The sequence below is a fragment of the Streptococcus sp. GMD3S genome, from assembly GCF_000298695.2.
In the GTDB taxonomy this organism is placed as follows: Bacteria; Bacillota; Bacilli; order Lactobacillales; family Streptococcaceae; genus Streptococcus.
Window position 1 is genome coordinate 109,346 of sequence record NZ_AJRC02000001.1, and the last position, 16,939, is coordinate 126,284.

Here is a 16,939-nt window from a genome sequence, read left to right on the forward strand (position 1 = left end):
ATGTGTATTATTAAGATGTTATTAGACATATTAAACAGATTCACAGAAAAATGTAATATTTTATATTCAGACTATGATAAAAATCAAAAGAAAAAGGCACAAGAAAGACTCGACGCTTTGAAAGTTCTAGCCAATAAAGATTACATAATGAAAAATGTTAGTTCTAAAACTAAACAGAGCAGCTATTTTGTAAGAGCTATTTTTGCGACAGTTATAATGGTGGTTTTATTTCCCATAATTCTGTCTCTGAATGCACATAATAATTTATTGATTGGAATTTGTTCTATTTTCATATTATTCTTGTCACTGTCATATGCATACAATTCTTTTATAGTGTTTTTATTATCGCTCTTCAGATACTTCCGACAAATTATGTTTTCAGTTTTAATATTTGTAAACGCGTTTATTTTGGGAGATATATTAATTGGCAGTATTTCAAATCAAAATATTTCTAACAGAATAGTAAATTTTTTTACAAATTTATTTAAAGAGTATAGCTTACAAACAGAAATTGGTTTTGATAAATATCAATTTTGGTTTATATTTTTGATTATGACTTGTGCTTTGTGTTTATCTTTATATTTTGTTTTAAAAAGTTTAGATATATTTGAGCTAGAAAGTATGGAGAAAGAAAATGACTTAATAGTTGGTTTACTTACTATAACTACCTTCGTTATTAGTGCTGATTTTAACACAGTGAAACTAATAGGAATTTTCCTTTTTATTTTTATTATTCTTACGGCTTTTTTTACTGTTTTAAAATTACATTTCCTTTCAAAAAGATATGAAGAAGCACAAACTATATTTCAAGAACAATTACTTCTTAGATTTCCAGATTATCAAGAATTAAAGAAGTGTTATTATAGTGGAGGAGAAAAATATAGAGAAAAATTATTAAGCACAGAAAAGCTTTTAGAAGTTATTGTAAAAAATGAATTTAAATCTTTAAATGATTTAAAAAACTACGATGATTATAAACTTTATAAAGCAACGAGGTAAATATAATAGTGTTCACGTATCAAATAAATCTCTATATGAATCTTGCATTTACTCACTGTTAATAAATTTAATCACGGAATTAACAAGGATTATAAAATGAATGTTGAAATGTTTGAGGAATTGATTAAAGCGATTGATTCAACAGATTGGATTTCCAATTGGATTCAGATAGGTATAGGTGGCTTTTCAATTCTAGTACCTATAATTTATGCAACTTGGATTTCAAAAAAAGATACTAAAGAAATTGATGAACGACAACGAAAGCTAGAAATTATTCAATCTTCAATCGCGAGAAATATAGTAGAACTGACAAGTCAACAAAAGCAACTATCTAAAACTCAAAAAAAGGTTGAAGAGAGTTTAAGAGAACTTAAAGAAATGGCTCGACAATCAAGGAAGTCAAATCTATTAAAATTACAAAGTGATTTCCCAATATTCTATAGAGCACTAGATGATTTTGAATGGGAATATAACAAACTTTTGAATTTTATTAATGATTTTAATTCTAAAAAGAATTTATCTTCAAATATTGAAAATGAAATAGGAGAAATATTCTTAGCAATTGAAGATTTAATAGAATCGGAAATTAATCATCTGAATACTGAAGAAGTTCCGCCGTTGGTTTTAGCTTATTTTAACAAATTATTAAGAGCAGTAAACTCTTTATCGAAGTATTATTCGACAAATTTTGACGATGTTCAATGTATACATTTTATAGAGAATGCTTTTCCAAAGCTCACGATAGCAAGAAAAGAATTACTTGTTTTTGTATATAATTGAAGCTCTTTATATTATTTAGATTTTATAAAGCTTGTATAGTTTTCTTAATTTTTTAAATTTTAAGAGACTATTCAATATAATAAAAGATCTGTTACCTTATAGAAAAAGAGTGTGATAAACATGAGAATAGAAACAGACATGCTCGATTTAATTTTACAAACCGCAAAAGCGCTAAAAGTCAATGCCGTCGCTATTTCCGGCTCGCGGACAAACCCAAATGCTCCCAAGGACGAGTTCCAAGACTATGATGTGGTCTACATTGTGGAGAATTTGGACGCTCTGGCGGCTGATCTTTCTTGGTTGGAAAGGCTTGGCAAGCGCATGATTGAGCAACATAATGTATTAGGCAACCGCCGCCTTTATCTTATGCTCTTTGAGGATGGCAATCGGATAGATTTGACCCTTTGCCCCAAAGACCACATTCAAGAGTGGGTGGATAGTGAAGCTGACTATACAGTTTTGAAAGATGAGAAAGGCTTGTTTGACTCCCATACTACAAATTCTCAACGTTACTGGACAAGTCCAGCTAGTGCGATTGAGTTTGAAAAAGCCTGCAATGAATTTTGGTGGGTGTCAGCCTACGTGGTTAAAGGGATTTGTCGCAAGCAAGCCATCTATGCCACGGATCATCTCTACGGAATTTGTCAACAAGAACTCTTGAAGGTCTTGGCTTGGCAGGTAGCAAGTGATAGGGGCACGGTTGATGTTGGCAAGAACTACAAGTATCTCTTTAGCTACTTGCCTGCTGAGAAAGAGAAGGAATTCTCAAATCTACTTGATTTTTCAAGTAGTGACAAAATCACTCAATCTTTGTTTGCTACGATGGACCTTTTCCACCGAGAGGCTCAGTTCCTTGCTCAAAAAATGGGATTTAACTACGATAAAGAAGTAGCTGAGAAGATGATTCAGTATGCTGAGGAGAGACTTTCAAATCACCAACTAAATAAAGTATATATTTTAAAAGATTAAACTACAGAAAAGATAGTTTAGTTATATTTAGTAACTGAACACGGAACTAATTTCTGTAAATTATCCCTTATTCTATAAAAACCACTCTACATTCTTTGAAAGGAGTTGAACACGCCCTAAATGCTGTGTGAAAAAGATAGATTCTCTTGTGAGCATCGCTCACTGCAATAATTTCCTATTTTCACTTTGCATTTTACGGGCTTAGTATCCTATGTCTAACATTCAAAACATGTCCCTGGAGGACATCATGGGAGAGCGCTTTGGTCGCTACTCCAAATACATCATTCAAGACCGAGCTTTGCCAGACATTCGGGATGGATTGAAGCCGGTTCAGCGTCGTATTCTTTATTCGATGAATAAAGATGGCAATACCTTTGACAAGAGCTACCGTAAGTCAGCCAAGTCTGTCGGGAACATCATGGGGAATTTCCACCCACACGGTGATTCTTCTATCTATGATGCCATGGTTCGTATGTCACAGGACTGGAAAAACCGTGAGATTCTAGTTGAAATGCACGGTAATAACGGTTCTATGGACGGGGATCCGCCTGCGGCTATGCGTTATACCGAGGCTCGTTTGTCTGAGATTGCTGGTTATCTTCTTCAAGATATCGAAAAGAAGACAGTTCCCTTTGCTTGGAACTTTGACGATACCGAGAAAGAACCTACTGTCTTACCAGCAGCATTTCCAAACCTCTTGGTCAATGGTTCGACTGGAATTTCGGCTGGTTACGCTACAGACATTCCTCCCCATAATTTAGCTGAGGTTATTGATGCGACGGTTTACATGATTGACCACCCAACAGCCAAGGTGGACAAACTCATGGAATTCTTGCCTGGGCCAGACTTCCCTACAGGAGCTATCATCCAAGGGCGTGACGAAATAAAGAAGGCTTATGAAACTGGGAAAGGGCGCGTGGTTGTTCGTTCTAAGACGGAGATTGAAAAGCTAAAAGGCGGTAAGGAGCAAATCGTTATCACTGAGATTCCTTATGAAACTAACAAAGCGACTCTAGTCAAAGATATTGATAAAATCCGTGTCAATAACAAGGTAGCGGGGATTGCCGAGGTTCGTGATGAGTCTGACCGTGACGGTCTTCGCATTGCTATCGAACTCAAGAAAGACGCTAATACCGAGCTGGTTCTTAACTATCTCTTCAAGTACACAGACCTGCAAATCAATTACAACTTCAACATGGTAGCGATTGATAATTTCACGCCTCGTCAGGTCGGGATTGTTCCAATCTTGTCTAGCTACATCGCCCACCGTCGTGAAGTGATTTTGGCACGTTCCCGCTTTGATAAGGAAAAGGCTGAGAAACGTCTGCATATCGTTGAAGGTTTGATTCGCGTGATTTCGATTTTGGACGAAGTCATTGCCCTTATCCGTGCTTCTGAGAATAAGGCTGACGCCAAGGAAAACCTCAAGGTCAGCTATGAGTTTACAGAAGAGCAGGCTGAGGCCATCGTAACCTTGCAACTGTATCGTTTGACCAATACAGACGTAGTTGTCTTGCAGGAAGAAGAAGCAGAACTTCGCGAAAAAATTGCTATGCTTGCTGCTATCATCGGTGATGAACGGACTATGTACAATCTCATGAAAAAAGAGCTTCGTGAGGTTAAGAAGAAATTTGCGACTCCACGTTTAAGTGCTTTAGAAGATACAGCAAACGTAATTGAGATTGATACAGCGAGCCTCATCGCAGAGGAAGATACCTATGTCAGCGTGACCAAGGCAGGTTACATCAAGCGTACTAGTCCTCGTTCCTTTGCGGCTTCAACGCTGGAAGAAATTGGCAAGCGTGATGATGATCGTTTGATCTTTGTTCAATCTGCCAAGACAACCCAGCATCTCTTGATGTTCACGACTCTTGGGAATGTCATCTATCGACCAATCCACGAATTGGCAGATATTCGTTGGAAGGATATTGGAGAGCATCTAAGCCAAACTGTCACAAACTTCGAAACTAATGAAGAAATCCTTTATGTTGAAGTGGTAGATCAGTTTCATGATGCGACAACCTACTTTGCTGCAACTCGTCTTGGTCAAATCAAACGTGTAGAACGCAAAGAGTTCTCTCCATGGCGGACCTACAAGTCTAAATCTGTCAAGTACGCTAAACTTAAAGACGAGACAGACCAGATTGTAGCAGTGACTCCAATTAAACTAGATGATGTTCTCTTGATTAGTCAAAACGGTTATGCCCTTCGTTTCAATATCGAAGAGGTTCCAGTTGTTGGTGCCAAGGCGGCAGGGGTCAAGGCTATGAACCTAAAAGCAGATGATGCGCTTCAGGCAGCCTTTATCTGTAACACCTCATCCTTCTACCTCTTGACCCAACGTGGAAGCTTGAAACGCGTTTCCATTGAGGAAATTCCAGCAACCAGTCGTGCCAAACGAGGCCTACAAGTCTTGCGTGAGTTGAAAAACAAACCGCACCGTGTCTTCTTGGCTGGAGCAGTTGCAGAGCAAGGTTTCGTTGGTGATCTTTTTAGTACAGAAGTAGAAGAAAACGACCAAACGCTCCTTGTCCAATCTAACAAGGGACCAATCTATGAGTGTCGATTGCAAGACCTCAACTTGTCAGAACGTACTAGCAATGGAAGCTTCATTTCTGACACCATTTCAGATGAAGAAGTTTTCGATGCTTACCTCAAAGAAGTCTTTAAAGAGGACAAAACAAATTCGTAAAAAGAATCAGTCCAGAGGGCTGATTTCTTTATGTTGAAAAAATTTTCAGAAAATTACAAATAATACTTGAAATTTTACTAGAAAAGTGTAGAATAGAACACATAGCTTGAATAGTATAAAGGAGAAACACATGACAGTTGCAATTGATTGGGAAAACCTTGGATTTTCTTATATGAAATTACCTTATCGCTATATCGCTCACTACAAAAATGGTCAATGGGATCAAGGAGAATTGACAGAGGATGCGACCTTGCATATTTCAGAGTCTTCTCCAAGTCTCCACTATGGACAGCAAGCATTTGAGGGATTGAAAGCCTATCGTACCAAGGACGGCAGTGTTCAATTGTTCCGTCCTGACGAAAATGCTAAGCGTTTGCAACGTACTTGTGACCGTCTTTTGATGCCACAAGTTCCAACAGAAATGTTTGTAGAAGCTTGTAAAGCAGTTGTGCGTGCAAATGAAGAATACGTACCACCATATGGAACAGGTGGAACTCTTTATCTTCGTCCACTTTTGATTGGTGTTGGGGATATTATTGGGGTTAAACCAGCAGAAGAGTATATTTTCACCATCTTTGCTATGCCAGTTGGTAACTATTTTAAAGGTGGTTTAGTCCCAACAAATTTCTTGATTCAGGATGAATACGACCGTGCAGCTCCGAATGGTACAGGTGCGGCCAAGGTAGGTGGAAACTATGCTGCAAGTCTCCTCCCAGGTAAAATGGCCAAGTCACGCCAATTTTCAGATGTTATCTACCTAGACCCATCTACACATACAAAGATTGAAGAAGTCGGTTCAGCTAACTTCTTTGGAATTACAGCTGACAATGAATTTGTAACACCATTGAGTCCATCTATCTTGCCATCTATTACCAAGTATTCTTTGCTTTACTTGGCAGAACACCGCTTGGGCTTGACACCGATTGAAGGTGATGTTCCAATTGATAATTTGGATCGTTTTGTAGAGGCAGGAGCTTGTGGTACAGCAGCGGTCATTTCGCCAATTGGAGGTATCCAACATGGCGATGATTTCCATGTTTTCTATAGCGAAACAGAAGTAGGTCCTGTTACACGTAAACTCTATGATGAATTGACTGGTATCCAATTTGGTGACGTAGAAGCACCAGAAGGATGGATTGTCAAAGTGGACTAAAAGACATGAAATAAAGAAGAGCTCCATAGCAGTTGTAAGGACTGAAATGGAGTTTTTTCTTGCTAGTTTGAGCATTTTCTTGTACAATAGAAAAAGTGAAAAGAGGTACAGTATGAGTAAAAAAGATAAGAAAATTGAAATCCAATTAACAGATGCAAAAGTGACTGTTGGAAAAGACAGTTATGAAGGTTACGTTTTGATGATCGGGAAAAAGGTTATTGGGGAAATTGCCGAATTAGATAGCCAATTTGCCATCATAAAGAATGGAAATGTCGATAGTTTTTATAAAAAACTTGAAAAAGCTGTGGAAATTTTGATTGAAAACTATAATTTGACAAAATAATACTTGTTTTATTGAAAATTTCATGATATAATAGTTCTCGTTAAACATTGGAGAGATAGCGAAGAGGCTAAACGCGGCGGACTGTAAATCCGCTCCTTCGGGTTCGGGGGTTCGAATCCCTCTCTCTCCATTCATCAATGGGGTATAGCCAAGCGGTAAGGCAAGGGACTTTGACTCCCTCATGCGTTGGTTCGAATCCAGCTACCCCAGTTCTTAGGTAATAAATTCAAGATAAAAAGAAAAATATCTTAGGGTATTTTATTTTTATAATTGAAAGACGTGAACGATATGAACATGTCTTTGCGGGTGCTTAGGAAAAAAATTATAAGTATGTCAAGTTTGGAAAAACTTGATTGTTGGAGGATTTTTTAGATGAACGAATTTGAAGATTTGCTAAATAGCGTTAGCCAAGTTGAGCCTGGTGATGTTGTTAGTGCTGAAGTATTGACAGTTGATGCGACTCAAGCTAACGTTGCAATCTCTGGGACTGGTGTTGAAGGTGTCTTGACTCTTCGCGAATTGACAAACGATCGCGATGCAGATATCAATGACTTTGTGAAAGTAGGAGAAGTATTGGATGTTCTTGTACTTCGTCAAGTAGTTGGTAAAGATACTGATACAGTTACATACCTTGTATCTAAAAAACGCCTTGAAGCTCGCAAAGCATGGGACAAACTTGTAGGACGCGAAGAAGAAGTTGTTACTGTTAAAGGAACTCGTGCCGTTAAAGGTGGACTTTCAGTAGAATTTGAAGGTGTTCGTGGATTTATCCCAGCTTCAATGTTGGATACTCGTTTCGTACGTAACACTGAGCGTTTCGTAGGTCAAGAATTTGATGCTAAAATCAAAGAAGTTGATCCTAAAGAAAACCGCTTCATCCTTTCACGTCGTGAAGTTGTTGAAGCAGCTACTGCGGCAGCTCGTGCTGAAGTATTCGGTAAATTGGCTGTTGGTGATGTCGTAACTGGTAAAGTTGCTCGTATCACTAGCTTTGGTGCTTTCATCGACCTTGGTGGGGTTGACGGATTGGTTCACTTGACTGAATTGTCACACGAACGTAACGTATCACCTAAATCAGTTGTAACTGTTGGTGAAGAAATCGAAGTGAAGATCCTTGATCTTAACGAAGAAGAAGGTCGCGTATCACTTTCACTTAAAGCAACAACACCTGGACCATGGGATGGCGTTGAGCAAAAATTGGCTAAAGGTGATGTAGTAGAAGGAACAGTTAAACGTTTGACTGACTTCGGTGCATTTGTTGAAGTATTGCCAGGTATCGATGGACTTGTTCACGTATCACAAATTTCACACAAACGTATCGAAAATCCAAAAGAAGCTCTTACTGTTGGTCAAGAAGTTACTGTTAAAGTCCTTGATGTTAACGCTGACGCAGAACGTGTATCACTTTCTATCAAAGCTCTTGAAGAACGTCCAGCTCAAGAAGAAGGACAAAAAGAAGAAAAACGTGCTGCTCGTCCACGTCGTCCAAAACGTCAAGAAAAACGTGATTTCGAACTTCCAGAAACACAAACAGGATTCTCAATGGCTGACTTGTTCGGTGATATCGAACTTTAATCAATTGATAATCACAAAATCCTTTGTTTAAAACAAGGGATTTTTCTTTTGTCTCTTTCCCATTTTTGATATAATAGTTCTATGTTAGATTCAGAAAAACAATCACAATATCAAATGTTAAATGAGGAACTCTCTTATTTACTAGAAGGTGAGACCAATGTTCTTGCCAATCTTTCAAATGCTAGTGCCCTCCTAAAATCTCGCTTTCCGAATACTGTATTTGCAGGGTTTTATCTGTTTGATGGTAGCGAGTTGATTTTAGGGCCTTTTCAGGGTGGTGTTTCTTGTATTCGCATTCCGCTTGGGAAAGGCGTGTGTGGAGAAGCTGCTGAGTTTCAAGAGACTGTTTTGGTTGGCGATGTGAGCACCTATCCAAACTATATTTCTTGTGATAGTATGGCCAAGAGTGAAATCGTGGTTCCCATGCTCAAGAATGGTCAATTGCTGGGTGTCTTAGACCTGGATTCTTCACTTATTGATGATTACAATGCCATTGACCGTGATTACTTGGAACAATTTGTCGCTATTTTGCTTGAGAAGACAGAATGGGACTTTACGATGTTTGAGGAGAAAGCCTAATGTATCAAGCACTTTATCGAAAATATAGAAGCCAAACTTTTTCACAATTAGTCGGACAAGAAGTTGTGGCTAAAACCCTAAAACAAGCGGTTGAGCAGGAAAAGATTAGTCATGCCTATCTTTTCTCAGGCCCTCGTGGGACTGGGAAGACCAGTGTGGCCAAGATTTTTGCCAAGGCCATGAACTGTCCCAATCAAGTGGACGGAGAACCATGTAATAACTGCTATATCTGCCAAGCAGTGACAGAAGGTAGTTTAGAAGATGTTATCGAAATGGATGCAGCTTCGAATAATGGAGTCGATGAAATCCGTGAAATTCGTGATAAATCCACCTATGCACCTAGTTTGGCACGTTATAAGGTCTACATTATCGACGAGGTTCATATGCTGTCTACAGGAGCCTTTAATGCACTTTTGAAGACCCTAGAAGAACCAACCCAGAACGTTGTCTTTATTTTGGCGACTACCGAATTGCACAAGATTCCAGCAACTATTTTATCGCGTGTCCAACGTTTTGAGTTTAAATCGATTAGAACGCAAGATATCACGGCACACATTCATCATATTTTAGAAAAAGAAAATATCAGTTCTGAACCAGATGCTGTGGAAATCATTGCTAGACGAGCTGAAGGTGGGATGCGGGATGCCTTGTCTATTCTGGACCAAGCCTTGAGTTTGACTCAAGGGAATGCTTTAACTACAGCTATCTCTGAGGAGATTACAGGCACCATTAGTCTATCAGCACTTGATGACTATGTAGCTGCCTTATCTCAGCAGGATGTTCCAAAAGCGCTTGATTCTTTGAATCTTTTGTTTGAAAATGGCAAGAGCATGACTCGTTTTGTGACGGATCTCTTGCAGTATTTACGTGATTTACTGGTTGTTCAGACAGGTGGCGAAAATACTCATCATAGTCCAGTTTTTATGGACAATCTAGCTCTTTCTCAGGAAAGCCTCTTTGAAATGATTCGAATAGCGACTGTGAGTTTGGCGGATATGAAAGCTAGCCTGCAACCTAAGATTTATGCTGAGATGATGACCATTCGTTTAGCGGAGATTAAGCCTGAACCAATGTTTTCAGAAGCTGTCGAAGGTGAGATTTCTGCACTGAGACAGGAAGTCGCTCGTCTCAAACAAGAACTTGCCAATGTTGGAACTGCTCCTAAACAAGTGGCGCCAGTCCCTAGCCGTCCAGCCACTTCCAAGACAGTATATCGAGTAGACCGTAATAAGGTTCAGACCATCCTACAAGAAGCTGTTGAAAATCCTGATTTGGCACGGCAAAACTTGATTCGCCTCCAGAATGCCTGGGGAGAGGTAATCGAAAGATTAGCAGGTCCTGATAAGGCTCTGCTTGTTGGTTCTCAACCAGTTGCAGCAAACGAGCACCATGCTATTTTAGCCTTTGAGTCTAATTTCAATGCTGGGCAAACCATGAAACGGGATAACCTCAATACCATGTTTGGCAATATTCTCAGCCAAGCGGCTGGATTTTCACCTGAAATCCTGGCAATTTCCCTAGAGGAATGGAAAGAGGTTCGTGCAGCATTTTCAGCTAAAAACAAGTCTTCTCAAGCAGATCAAGAGGTAGAAGAAGAGAACTTGATTCCAGAAGGATTCGAATTTCTTGCTGATAAAGTCATGGTCGAAGAAGACTAAAAGTGGATTTCATGGTACAATAATCCTATGACTAGACAACAATTTATCGTGATAGCACTATTTACTGCTGCTGAGACTTATTTTTTCAATGAAGCATGGATGACGGGTCGCTATTTCATGGCAGCATTTTGGGCTATTCTACTTTTTCGAAATTTTAGGTTAAGTTATGTAATGGGGAAAATAGTAGACGCCATTGATCAGCACCTAAACCACAAGGATTAGTCACTAGCTTCTAAACAAAATCAAAGCCTTTTAGGCTTTTTTTTGTTATACTAGTAGAGTATATTTATGGACCTTTTCTTGTATTTTTTAGAGAAATGTAAGTGATTTCGCTAAGGATAAAGGAAGTAGGCCAGAAAAAGAAAGGAACTATCATGTCAGTATTAGAGATCAAAGATCTTCACGTTGAGATTGAAGGAAAAGAAATTTTGAAAGGGGTCAATCTGACTCTGAAAACAGGAGAAATCGCAGCTATCATGGGACCAAATGGTACTGGTAAATCGACTCTTTCTGCAGCTATCATGGGGAACCCTAACTATGAAGTTACCAAAGGTGAGGTTTTATTTGATGGTGTAAACATCCTTGAGTTGGAAGTAGACGAGCGAGCGCGTATGGGACTTTTCCTGGCTATGCAATATCCATCTGAAATTCCAGGCATTACCAATGCAGAGTTTCTTCGTGCAGCCATGAATGCTGGAAAAGAAGATGACGAAAAGATTTCAGTTCGTGAGTTCATCACTAAACTAGACGAGAAAATGGAATTGCTCAACATGAAAGAAGAAATGGCAGAGCGTTATCTAAACGAAGGTTTCTCTGGTGGTGAGAAAAAACGTAATGAAATTCTTCAACTCTTGATGTTGGAACCAACTTTTGCCCTTTTGGATGAGATTGACTCAGGTCTTGATATTGACGCTCTTAAAGTCGTATCGAAAGGTGTCAATGCTATGCGCGGCGAAGGCTTTGGTGCTATGATTATCACTCACTACCAACGTCTCTTGAACTACATCACACCAGACGTGGTCCACGTGATGATGGAAGGTCGTGTTGTCCTTTCTGGTGGTCCAGAATTGGCTGCCCGTTTGGAACGTGAAGGATACGCAAAACTGGCTGAAGAACTTGGCTACGACTACAAGGAAGAATTGTAATTCCCTCGTATCTTTTAGGAGAAGTAAATGACTAAAGAGAATATTAAACTTTTTTCAGAAATGTACGCTGAACCAAGCTGGTTGGCAGACCTCCGTCAAAAAGCTTTTGATAAGATTGAGAGTTTGGAATTACCAGTTATTGAGCGTGTCAAATTTCACCGCTGGAATCTGGGAGATGGTACCATCACAGAAAGTGAACCGTCAGCAAATGTTCCAGACTTCACAGCTCTAGATAATCACTTGAAGTTGGTGCAAGTAGGAACTCAGACTGTTTTTGAACAAACTCCAGTTGAATTGGCTGAACAAGGAGTAGTCTTTACAGACTTTCACTCAGCTTTAGAAGAAATTCCAGAACTTATCGAGGAATTCTTCATGTCATCAGTTAAGTATGATGACGACAAGTTGGCAGCCTACCACACGGCTTACTTTAACAGTGGTGCTGTTCTCTACATTCCTGATAACGTTGAGATTACAGAGCCAATCGAAGGAATTTTCTACCAAGACAGCGATAGCGATGTGCCATTTAACAAGCATATTCTGATCATTGCAGGTAAAAACTCTAAAATCAGCTACCTTGAACGTCTTGAGTCTCGTGGCCAAGGTAGTGCCAAGGCAACTGCTAATATTACGGTCGAAGTGATTGCTCGTTCAGGTGCGCAAGTGAAATTTGCAGCGATTGACCGTTTAGGTGAAAATGTCACTGCCTATATTAGCCGTCGTGGTAAACTAGGCAACGATGCAAGCATTGACTGGGCAATCGGTGTCATGAACGAAGGAAATGTTGTTGCTGATTTTGATAGCGATTTGATTGGAAATGGTAGCCATGCTGACCTTAAAGTCGTAGCTCTTTCAAGTGGCCGTCAGGTTCAAGGGATTGATACTCGAGTGACTAACTATGGTTGCAACTCTATCGGAAATATCCTCCAACATGGGGTTATCCTTGAAAAAGCAACTTTGACCTTCAATGGTATTGGACACATTATCAAGGGTGCTAAGGGAGCTGATGCGCAGCAAGAAAGTCGTGTTCTCATGCTTTCAGATCAGGCGCGTTCAGATGCCAACCCCATTCTTTTGATTGATGAAAATGACGTAACTGCAGGTCACGCGGCTTCTATCGGTCAGGTGGATCCAGAAGATATGTACTACCTCATGAGCCGTGGCTTGGATAAGGCGACTGCTGAGCGTTTGGTTGTTCGTGGTTTCCTTGGCTCCGTAATTGTTGAGATTCCAGTCAAAGAAGTTCGTGACGAAATGATTGCAACTATCGAAGAAAAATTGTCAAAACGCTAAGGGGAAGCCTATGTTAGATGTAGAAGCGATTCGCAAGGATTTTCCAATTTTGGACCAGATTGTCAACGATGAACCTCTGGTCTATCTGGACAATGCTGCGACGACACAAAAACCACTAGCAGTTCTTGAAACGATTAACCGCTACTATGAGCAGGACAATGCCAATGTTCACCGTGGTGTTCATACCTTGGCGGAGCGAGCAACAGCTTCTTATGAAGCTGCTCGTGAAACCATTCGTAAGTTTATCAATGCAGGCTCTACAAAGGAAGTTCTCTTTACCAGAGGAACGACAACCAGTCTTAACTGGGTGGCACGCTTTGCTGAGGAGATTTTGACTGAGGGAGACCAGGTCTTGATTTCTGTCATGGAACACCATTCCAATATCATTCCTTGGCAGGAAGCTTGTCGCAAGACTGGGGCAGAGCTTGTCTATGTCTATCTCAAGGATGGAGCTCTGGATATGGATGACTTGCGCGCTAAATTGACGGACAAGGTCAAGTTTGTTTCGCTAGCTCATGCCTCTAATGTCCTTGGTGTGGTCAATCCTATCAAGGAAATCACGAAATTGGCCCACCAAGTTGGAGCTATCATGGTAGTGGATGGTGCTCAATCTACGCCTCATATGAATATTGATGTCCAGGACTTGGATGTGGACTTCTTTGCTTTTTCCGGTCACAAGATGGCTGGTCCGACTGGTATCGGTGTTCTTTATGGCAAAGAAAAGTATCTGGAACAAATGTCACCAATTGAATTTGGTGGTGAGATGATCGATTTTGTCTACGAACAATCTGCTAGTTGGAAGGAATTGCCTTGGAAATTTGAGGCTGGAACGCCAAATATGGCAGGTGCTATTGGACTTGCTGCAGCAGTGGATTATCTAGAAAAGATTGGTATGGATGCCATTGAAGCTCATGAACAGGAATTGATTGCATACGTCTATCCAAAATTGCAGGCCATTGAAGGTTTGACCATTTATGGTTCGCAAGACCTGGCTCAACGGTCAGGTGTCATTGCCTTTAACCTAGGTGATCTCCATCCTCACGACCTAGCGACTGCTTTGGATTATGAAGGAGTAGCCGTTCGTGCGGGTCATCATTGTGCCCAACCCTTGCTCCAGTATTTAGAAGTCCCAGCAACAGCTCGCGCAAGTTTTTATATCTACAATACCAAGGCAGATTGCGACAAACTAGTAGATGCCCTACAAAAGACAAAGGAGTTTTTCAATGGCACTTTCTAAACTAGATAGCCTTTATATGGCAGTGGTGGCAGACCATTCGAAAAATCCACATCACCAAGGGAAGCTGGAAGATGCTGAACAAATCAGTCTCAATAATCCAACCTGTGGCGATGTTATCAACCTCTCTGTCAAGTTTGACGCAGAGGACCGTTTGGAAGATATTGCTTTTCTAAATTCAGGATGCACGATTTCAACTGCCTCTGCTAGTATGATGACAGATGCAGTTTTAGGCAAGACCAAACAAGAAATTTTAGAGCTTGCAACCATTTTTTCTGAAATGGTTCAAGGGCAAAAAGATGAGCGTCAAGACCAACTTGGCGATGCAGCTTTCTTATCAGGTGTTGCTAAATTTCCGCAACGGATCAAATGTGCAACCCTGGCTTGGAATGCCCTTAAGAAAACAATTGAAGATCAAGAAAAACAGTAAGACAAGTTTCTTTTGTCTTACGAATCAGTAGAAATGAAGAATGAAAGAAAGGATATTATGGCTGAAGAAAGAGTAGAACCAAAACCAATTGACCTTGGTGAATATAAATTTGGTTTCCATGACGATGTAGAGCCTGTCCTATCGACAGGAAAAGGATTGAACGAAGAAGTCATTCGCGAATTATCAGCTGCTAAGGGAGAACCTGAGTGGATGTTAGAATTCCGTTTGAAGTCTTATGAAACCTTCAAAAAAATGCCTATGCAAACCTGGGGAGCAGACTTGTCAGAGATTGACTTTGATGACTTGATCTATTACCAAAAACCATCTGATAAACCAGCCCGTTCTTGGGATGATGTACCTGAAAAGATTAAAGAAACCTTTGAACGTATCGGGATTCCAGAAGCTGAACGTGCTTATCTAGCAGGTGCCTCTGCCCAGTACGAGTCAGAAGTGGTTTACCACAACATGAAGGAAGAGTTCCAGAAATTGGGTATTATCTTTACAGATACAGATTCTGCCCTCAAGGAATACCCAGACTTGTTTAAACAATACTTTGCTAAGTTGGTACCGCCGACAGACAACAAGTTGGCAGCCCTCAACTCGGCCGTATGGTCTGGAGGGACTTTTATCTATGTGCCAAAAGGTGTCAAGGTAGATATTCCACTACAAACTTACTTCCGTATCAACAACGAAAATACAGGTCAGTTCGAACGTACCTTGATTATCGTTGATGAGGGAGCAAGTGTCCACTACGTAGAAGGCTGTACAGCACCAACTTATTCTAGCAACAGCTTGCACGCTGCCATTGTAGAAATTTTCGCTTTGGACGGAGCTTATATGCGTTATACAACCATCCAAAACTGGTCTGATAATGTCTATAACTTGGTAACAAAACGTGCCAAAGCTTTGAAAGATGCGACTGTTGAGTGGATTGATGGTAACTTGGGTGCCAAAACAACCATGAAATACCCGTCTGTTTATCTAGATGGGGAAGGGGCCCGTGGTACTATGCTTTCGATCGCCTTTGCTAATGCTGGTCAACACCAAGACACGGGTGCCAAGATGATCCACAACGCACCGCATACAAGCTCGTCTATCGTTTCTAAATCCATCGCTAAAGGCGGAGGAAAGGTGGACTACCGTGGACAAGTGACCTTTAACAAAAATTCTAAGAAATCTGTTTCTCACATCGAGTGTGATACCATTATCATGGATGACTTATCAGCGTCAGATACCATTCCATTCAATGAAATCCACAACTCGCAAGTCGCTTTGGAACACGAAGCCAAGGTATCTAAGATTTCAGAGGAACAACTCTACTACCTCATGAGTCGTGGTTTGTCAGAATCTGAGGCTACTGAGATGATCGTTATGGGATTTGTAGAGCCCTTCACAAAAGAACTTCCAATGGAATATGCAGTTGAGCTGAACCGCTTGATTAGTTATGAAATGGAAGGATCTGTCGGATAAAACCCAAAAGGAGAAGCAAATGGGATTCTTAAAAAAATTATTTGGCAATGTTGAAAAAGCGAATAAAGGTGAAATTCCTGTCGAGGAAATTGTTCCACCTTTTACAGTTGATTTAGTAGAAGAAGCTGATGATTATTGGCGACAAATGGAACAAAACCTCTTGATAAACGCTGTAAAAGCTGCTGGTGGTCCTGAGGCCGTGGAACGTGCTTTTGTTCTTACTAATTTCAAGGAAAATCAAGAAACCTTTGAGCTCTTTTATCAGGTAAATGGTCAACTTCTTTCATGGAGAGAGATGGATGCGACTGTTGTTGATAAAATCAGCAATCAACTCCTTCCGCAAGCGGCAGAAGTAGCGCGTGCAGTAAATGAAAATTATGAAGAGGCAAATGTACCAGTAATCCAGTACGCTATGCTTCAGTTTGAAACTGCAACCATGGCTTGGTTTGGTCGGAAGCTGACAACAGCTTCTCCAGAAGCCCAATTGACTTTTGAAGAATTGGTATCAGGTTGGCGCGCTATTTTGGAACAAGAAGTTCCCAATCGTCCTTTAGATAGTGACCGTCCGTTCCCTTACTTTGAAGTTTAAAAAATCCCAAATCCCTAAAAAACTTTCAATGGA

The 16,939-nt window shown here is 40.2% G+C and carries 16 protein-coding genes and 2 tRNA genes; all 18 read left to right on the top strand.

Annotated elements, in window-relative coordinates; all coding sequences use genetic code 11:
- The 18 genes from GMD3S_RS0200570 to GMD3S_RS0200655 all read left to right on the top strand — a co-directional run bounded on the left by GMD3S_RS0200570 (position 1) and on the right by GMD3S_RS0200655 (position 16,906).
- Positions 1–999: a hypothetical protein gene (locus tag GMD3S_RS0200570; RefSeq protein WP_000334950.1), complete on the top strand. Its 999-nt coding sequence runs from the start codon at positions 1–3 to the stop codon at positions 997–999.
- Positions 1,000–1,095: 96 nt separating this feature from the next.
- The gene (locus GMD3S_RS0200575) at positions 1,096–1,779 is read left to right on the top strand and encodes a hypothetical protein (RefSeq protein ID WP_001100251.1); all 684 of its coding nucleotides are present in this window, start codon (positions 1,096–1,098) and stop codon (positions 1,777–1,779) included.
- A 120-nt stretch (positions 1,780–1,899) separates the two neighbouring features.
- Entirely contained in the window at positions 1,900–2,748 is an 849-nt protein-coding gene (locus GMD3S_RS0200580) for an aminoglycoside 6-adenylyltransferase (protein ID WP_001217742.1), read from the top strand.
- 211 nt (positions 2,749–2,959) lie between these two features.
- Positions 2,960–5,440, top strand: a complete 2,481-nt coding sequence (gene parC, locus GMD3S_RS0200585; protein ID WP_008277657.1) for a DNA topoisomerase IV subunit A — start codon at positions 2,960–2,962, stop codon at positions 5,438–5,440.
- Positions 5,441–5,555: 115 nt separating this feature from the next.
- Positions 5,556–6,593 carry a branched-chain amino acid aminotransferase gene (locus GMD3S_RS0200590; protein ID WP_337460029.1) on the top strand — a complete coding sequence of 346 codons (1,038 nt, stop codon included), beginning with the start codon at positions 5,556–5,558 and terminating at the stop codon, positions 6,591–6,593.
- Positions 6,594–6,705: 112 nt separating this feature from the next.
- A complete protein-coding gene (locus tag GMD3S_RS0200595) occupies positions 6,706–6,936 on the top strand; it encodes a DUF2969 domain-containing protein (protein WP_000037104.1) in 231 nt (76 codons plus the stop codon).
- A 49-nt stretch (positions 6,937–6,985) separates the two neighbouring features.
- Positions 6,986–7,066 (top strand) — tRNA-Tyr (locus tag GMD3S_RS0200600).
- Positions 7,067–7,074: 8 nt separating this feature from the next.
- Positions 7,075–7,146, top strand: a tRNA-Gln gene (locus GMD3S_RS0200605).
- Positions 7,147–7,308: 162 nt separating this feature from the next.
- Positions 7,309–8,511 (top strand): 30S ribosomal protein S1, encoded by a 1,203-nt coding sequence (rpsA, locus tag GMD3S_RS0200610; protein WP_001001617.1) that lies wholly within the window; start codon positions 7,309–7,311, stop codon positions 8,509–8,511.
- Positions 8,512–8,592: 81 nt separating this feature from the next.
- Positions 8,593–9,090 carry a GAF domain-containing protein gene (locus GMD3S_RS0200615; protein ID WP_008275554.1) on the top strand — a complete coding sequence of 166 codons (498 nt, stop codon included), beginning with the start codon at positions 8,593–8,595 and terminating at the stop codon, positions 9,088–9,090.
- Positions 9,090–10,748 (top strand): DNA polymerase III subunit gamma/tau, encoded by a 1,659-nt coding sequence (gene dnaX / locus GMD3S_RS0200620; protein ID WP_000283846.1) that lies wholly within the window; start codon positions 9,090–9,092, stop codon positions 10,746–10,748. Before GMD3S_RS0200615 ends, dnaX begins: the two co-directional genes overlap by 1 nt.
- A gap of 27 nt (positions 10,749–10,775) precedes the next feature.
- Positions 10,776–10,970 carry a DUF3272 family protein gene (locus GMD3S_RS0200625; RefSeq protein ID WP_000198268.1) on the top strand — a complete coding sequence of 65 codons (195 nt, stop codon included), beginning with the start codon at positions 10,776–10,778 and terminating at the stop codon, positions 10,968–10,970.
- A gap of 152 nt (positions 10,971–11,122) precedes the next feature.
- Positions 11,123–11,893: a Fe-S cluster assembly ATPase SufC gene (gene sufC, locus GMD3S_RS0200630; protein ID WP_000114489.1), complete on the top strand. Its 771-nt coding sequence runs from the start codon at positions 11,123–11,125 to the stop codon at positions 11,891–11,893.
- 27 nt (positions 11,894–11,920) lie between these two features.
- Positions 11,921–13,183 carry a Fe-S cluster assembly protein SufD gene (gene sufD, locus GMD3S_RS0200635; RefSeq protein WP_000159666.1) on the top strand — a complete coding sequence of 421 codons (1,263 nt, stop codon included), beginning with the start codon at positions 11,921–11,923 and terminating at the stop codon, positions 13,181–13,183.
- 10 nt (positions 13,184–13,193) lie between these two features.
- Positions 13,194–14,420, top strand: a complete 1,227-nt coding sequence (locus GMD3S_RS0200640) for a cysteine desulfurase (RefSeq protein ID WP_000887702.1) — start codon at positions 13,194–13,196, stop codon at positions 14,418–14,420.
- Positions 14,407–14,847: a Fe-S cluster assembly sulfur transfer protein SufU gene (gene sufU / locus GMD3S_RS0200645; protein WP_001218478.1), complete on the top strand. Its 441-nt coding sequence runs from the start codon at positions 14,407–14,409 to the stop codon at positions 14,845–14,847. The genes GMD3S_RS0200640 and sufU overlap by 14 nt, the downstream gene beginning before the upstream one ends.
- Before the next feature lie 57 nt (positions 14,848–14,904).
- Positions 14,905–16,317 carry a Fe-S cluster assembly protein SufB gene (gene sufB / locus GMD3S_RS0200650; RefSeq protein ID WP_000797056.1) on the top strand — a complete coding sequence of 471 codons (1,413 nt, stop codon included), beginning with the start codon at positions 14,905–14,907 and terminating at the stop codon, positions 16,315–16,317.
- Positions 16,318–16,336: 19 nt separating this feature from the next.
- Positions 16,337–16,906, top strand: a complete 570-nt coding sequence (locus tag GMD3S_RS0200655; RefSeq protein ID WP_000506265.1) for a hypothetical protein — start codon at positions 16,337–16,339, stop codon at positions 16,904–16,906.
- The last annotated feature ends 33 nt before the right edge of the window (positions 16,907–16,939 follow it).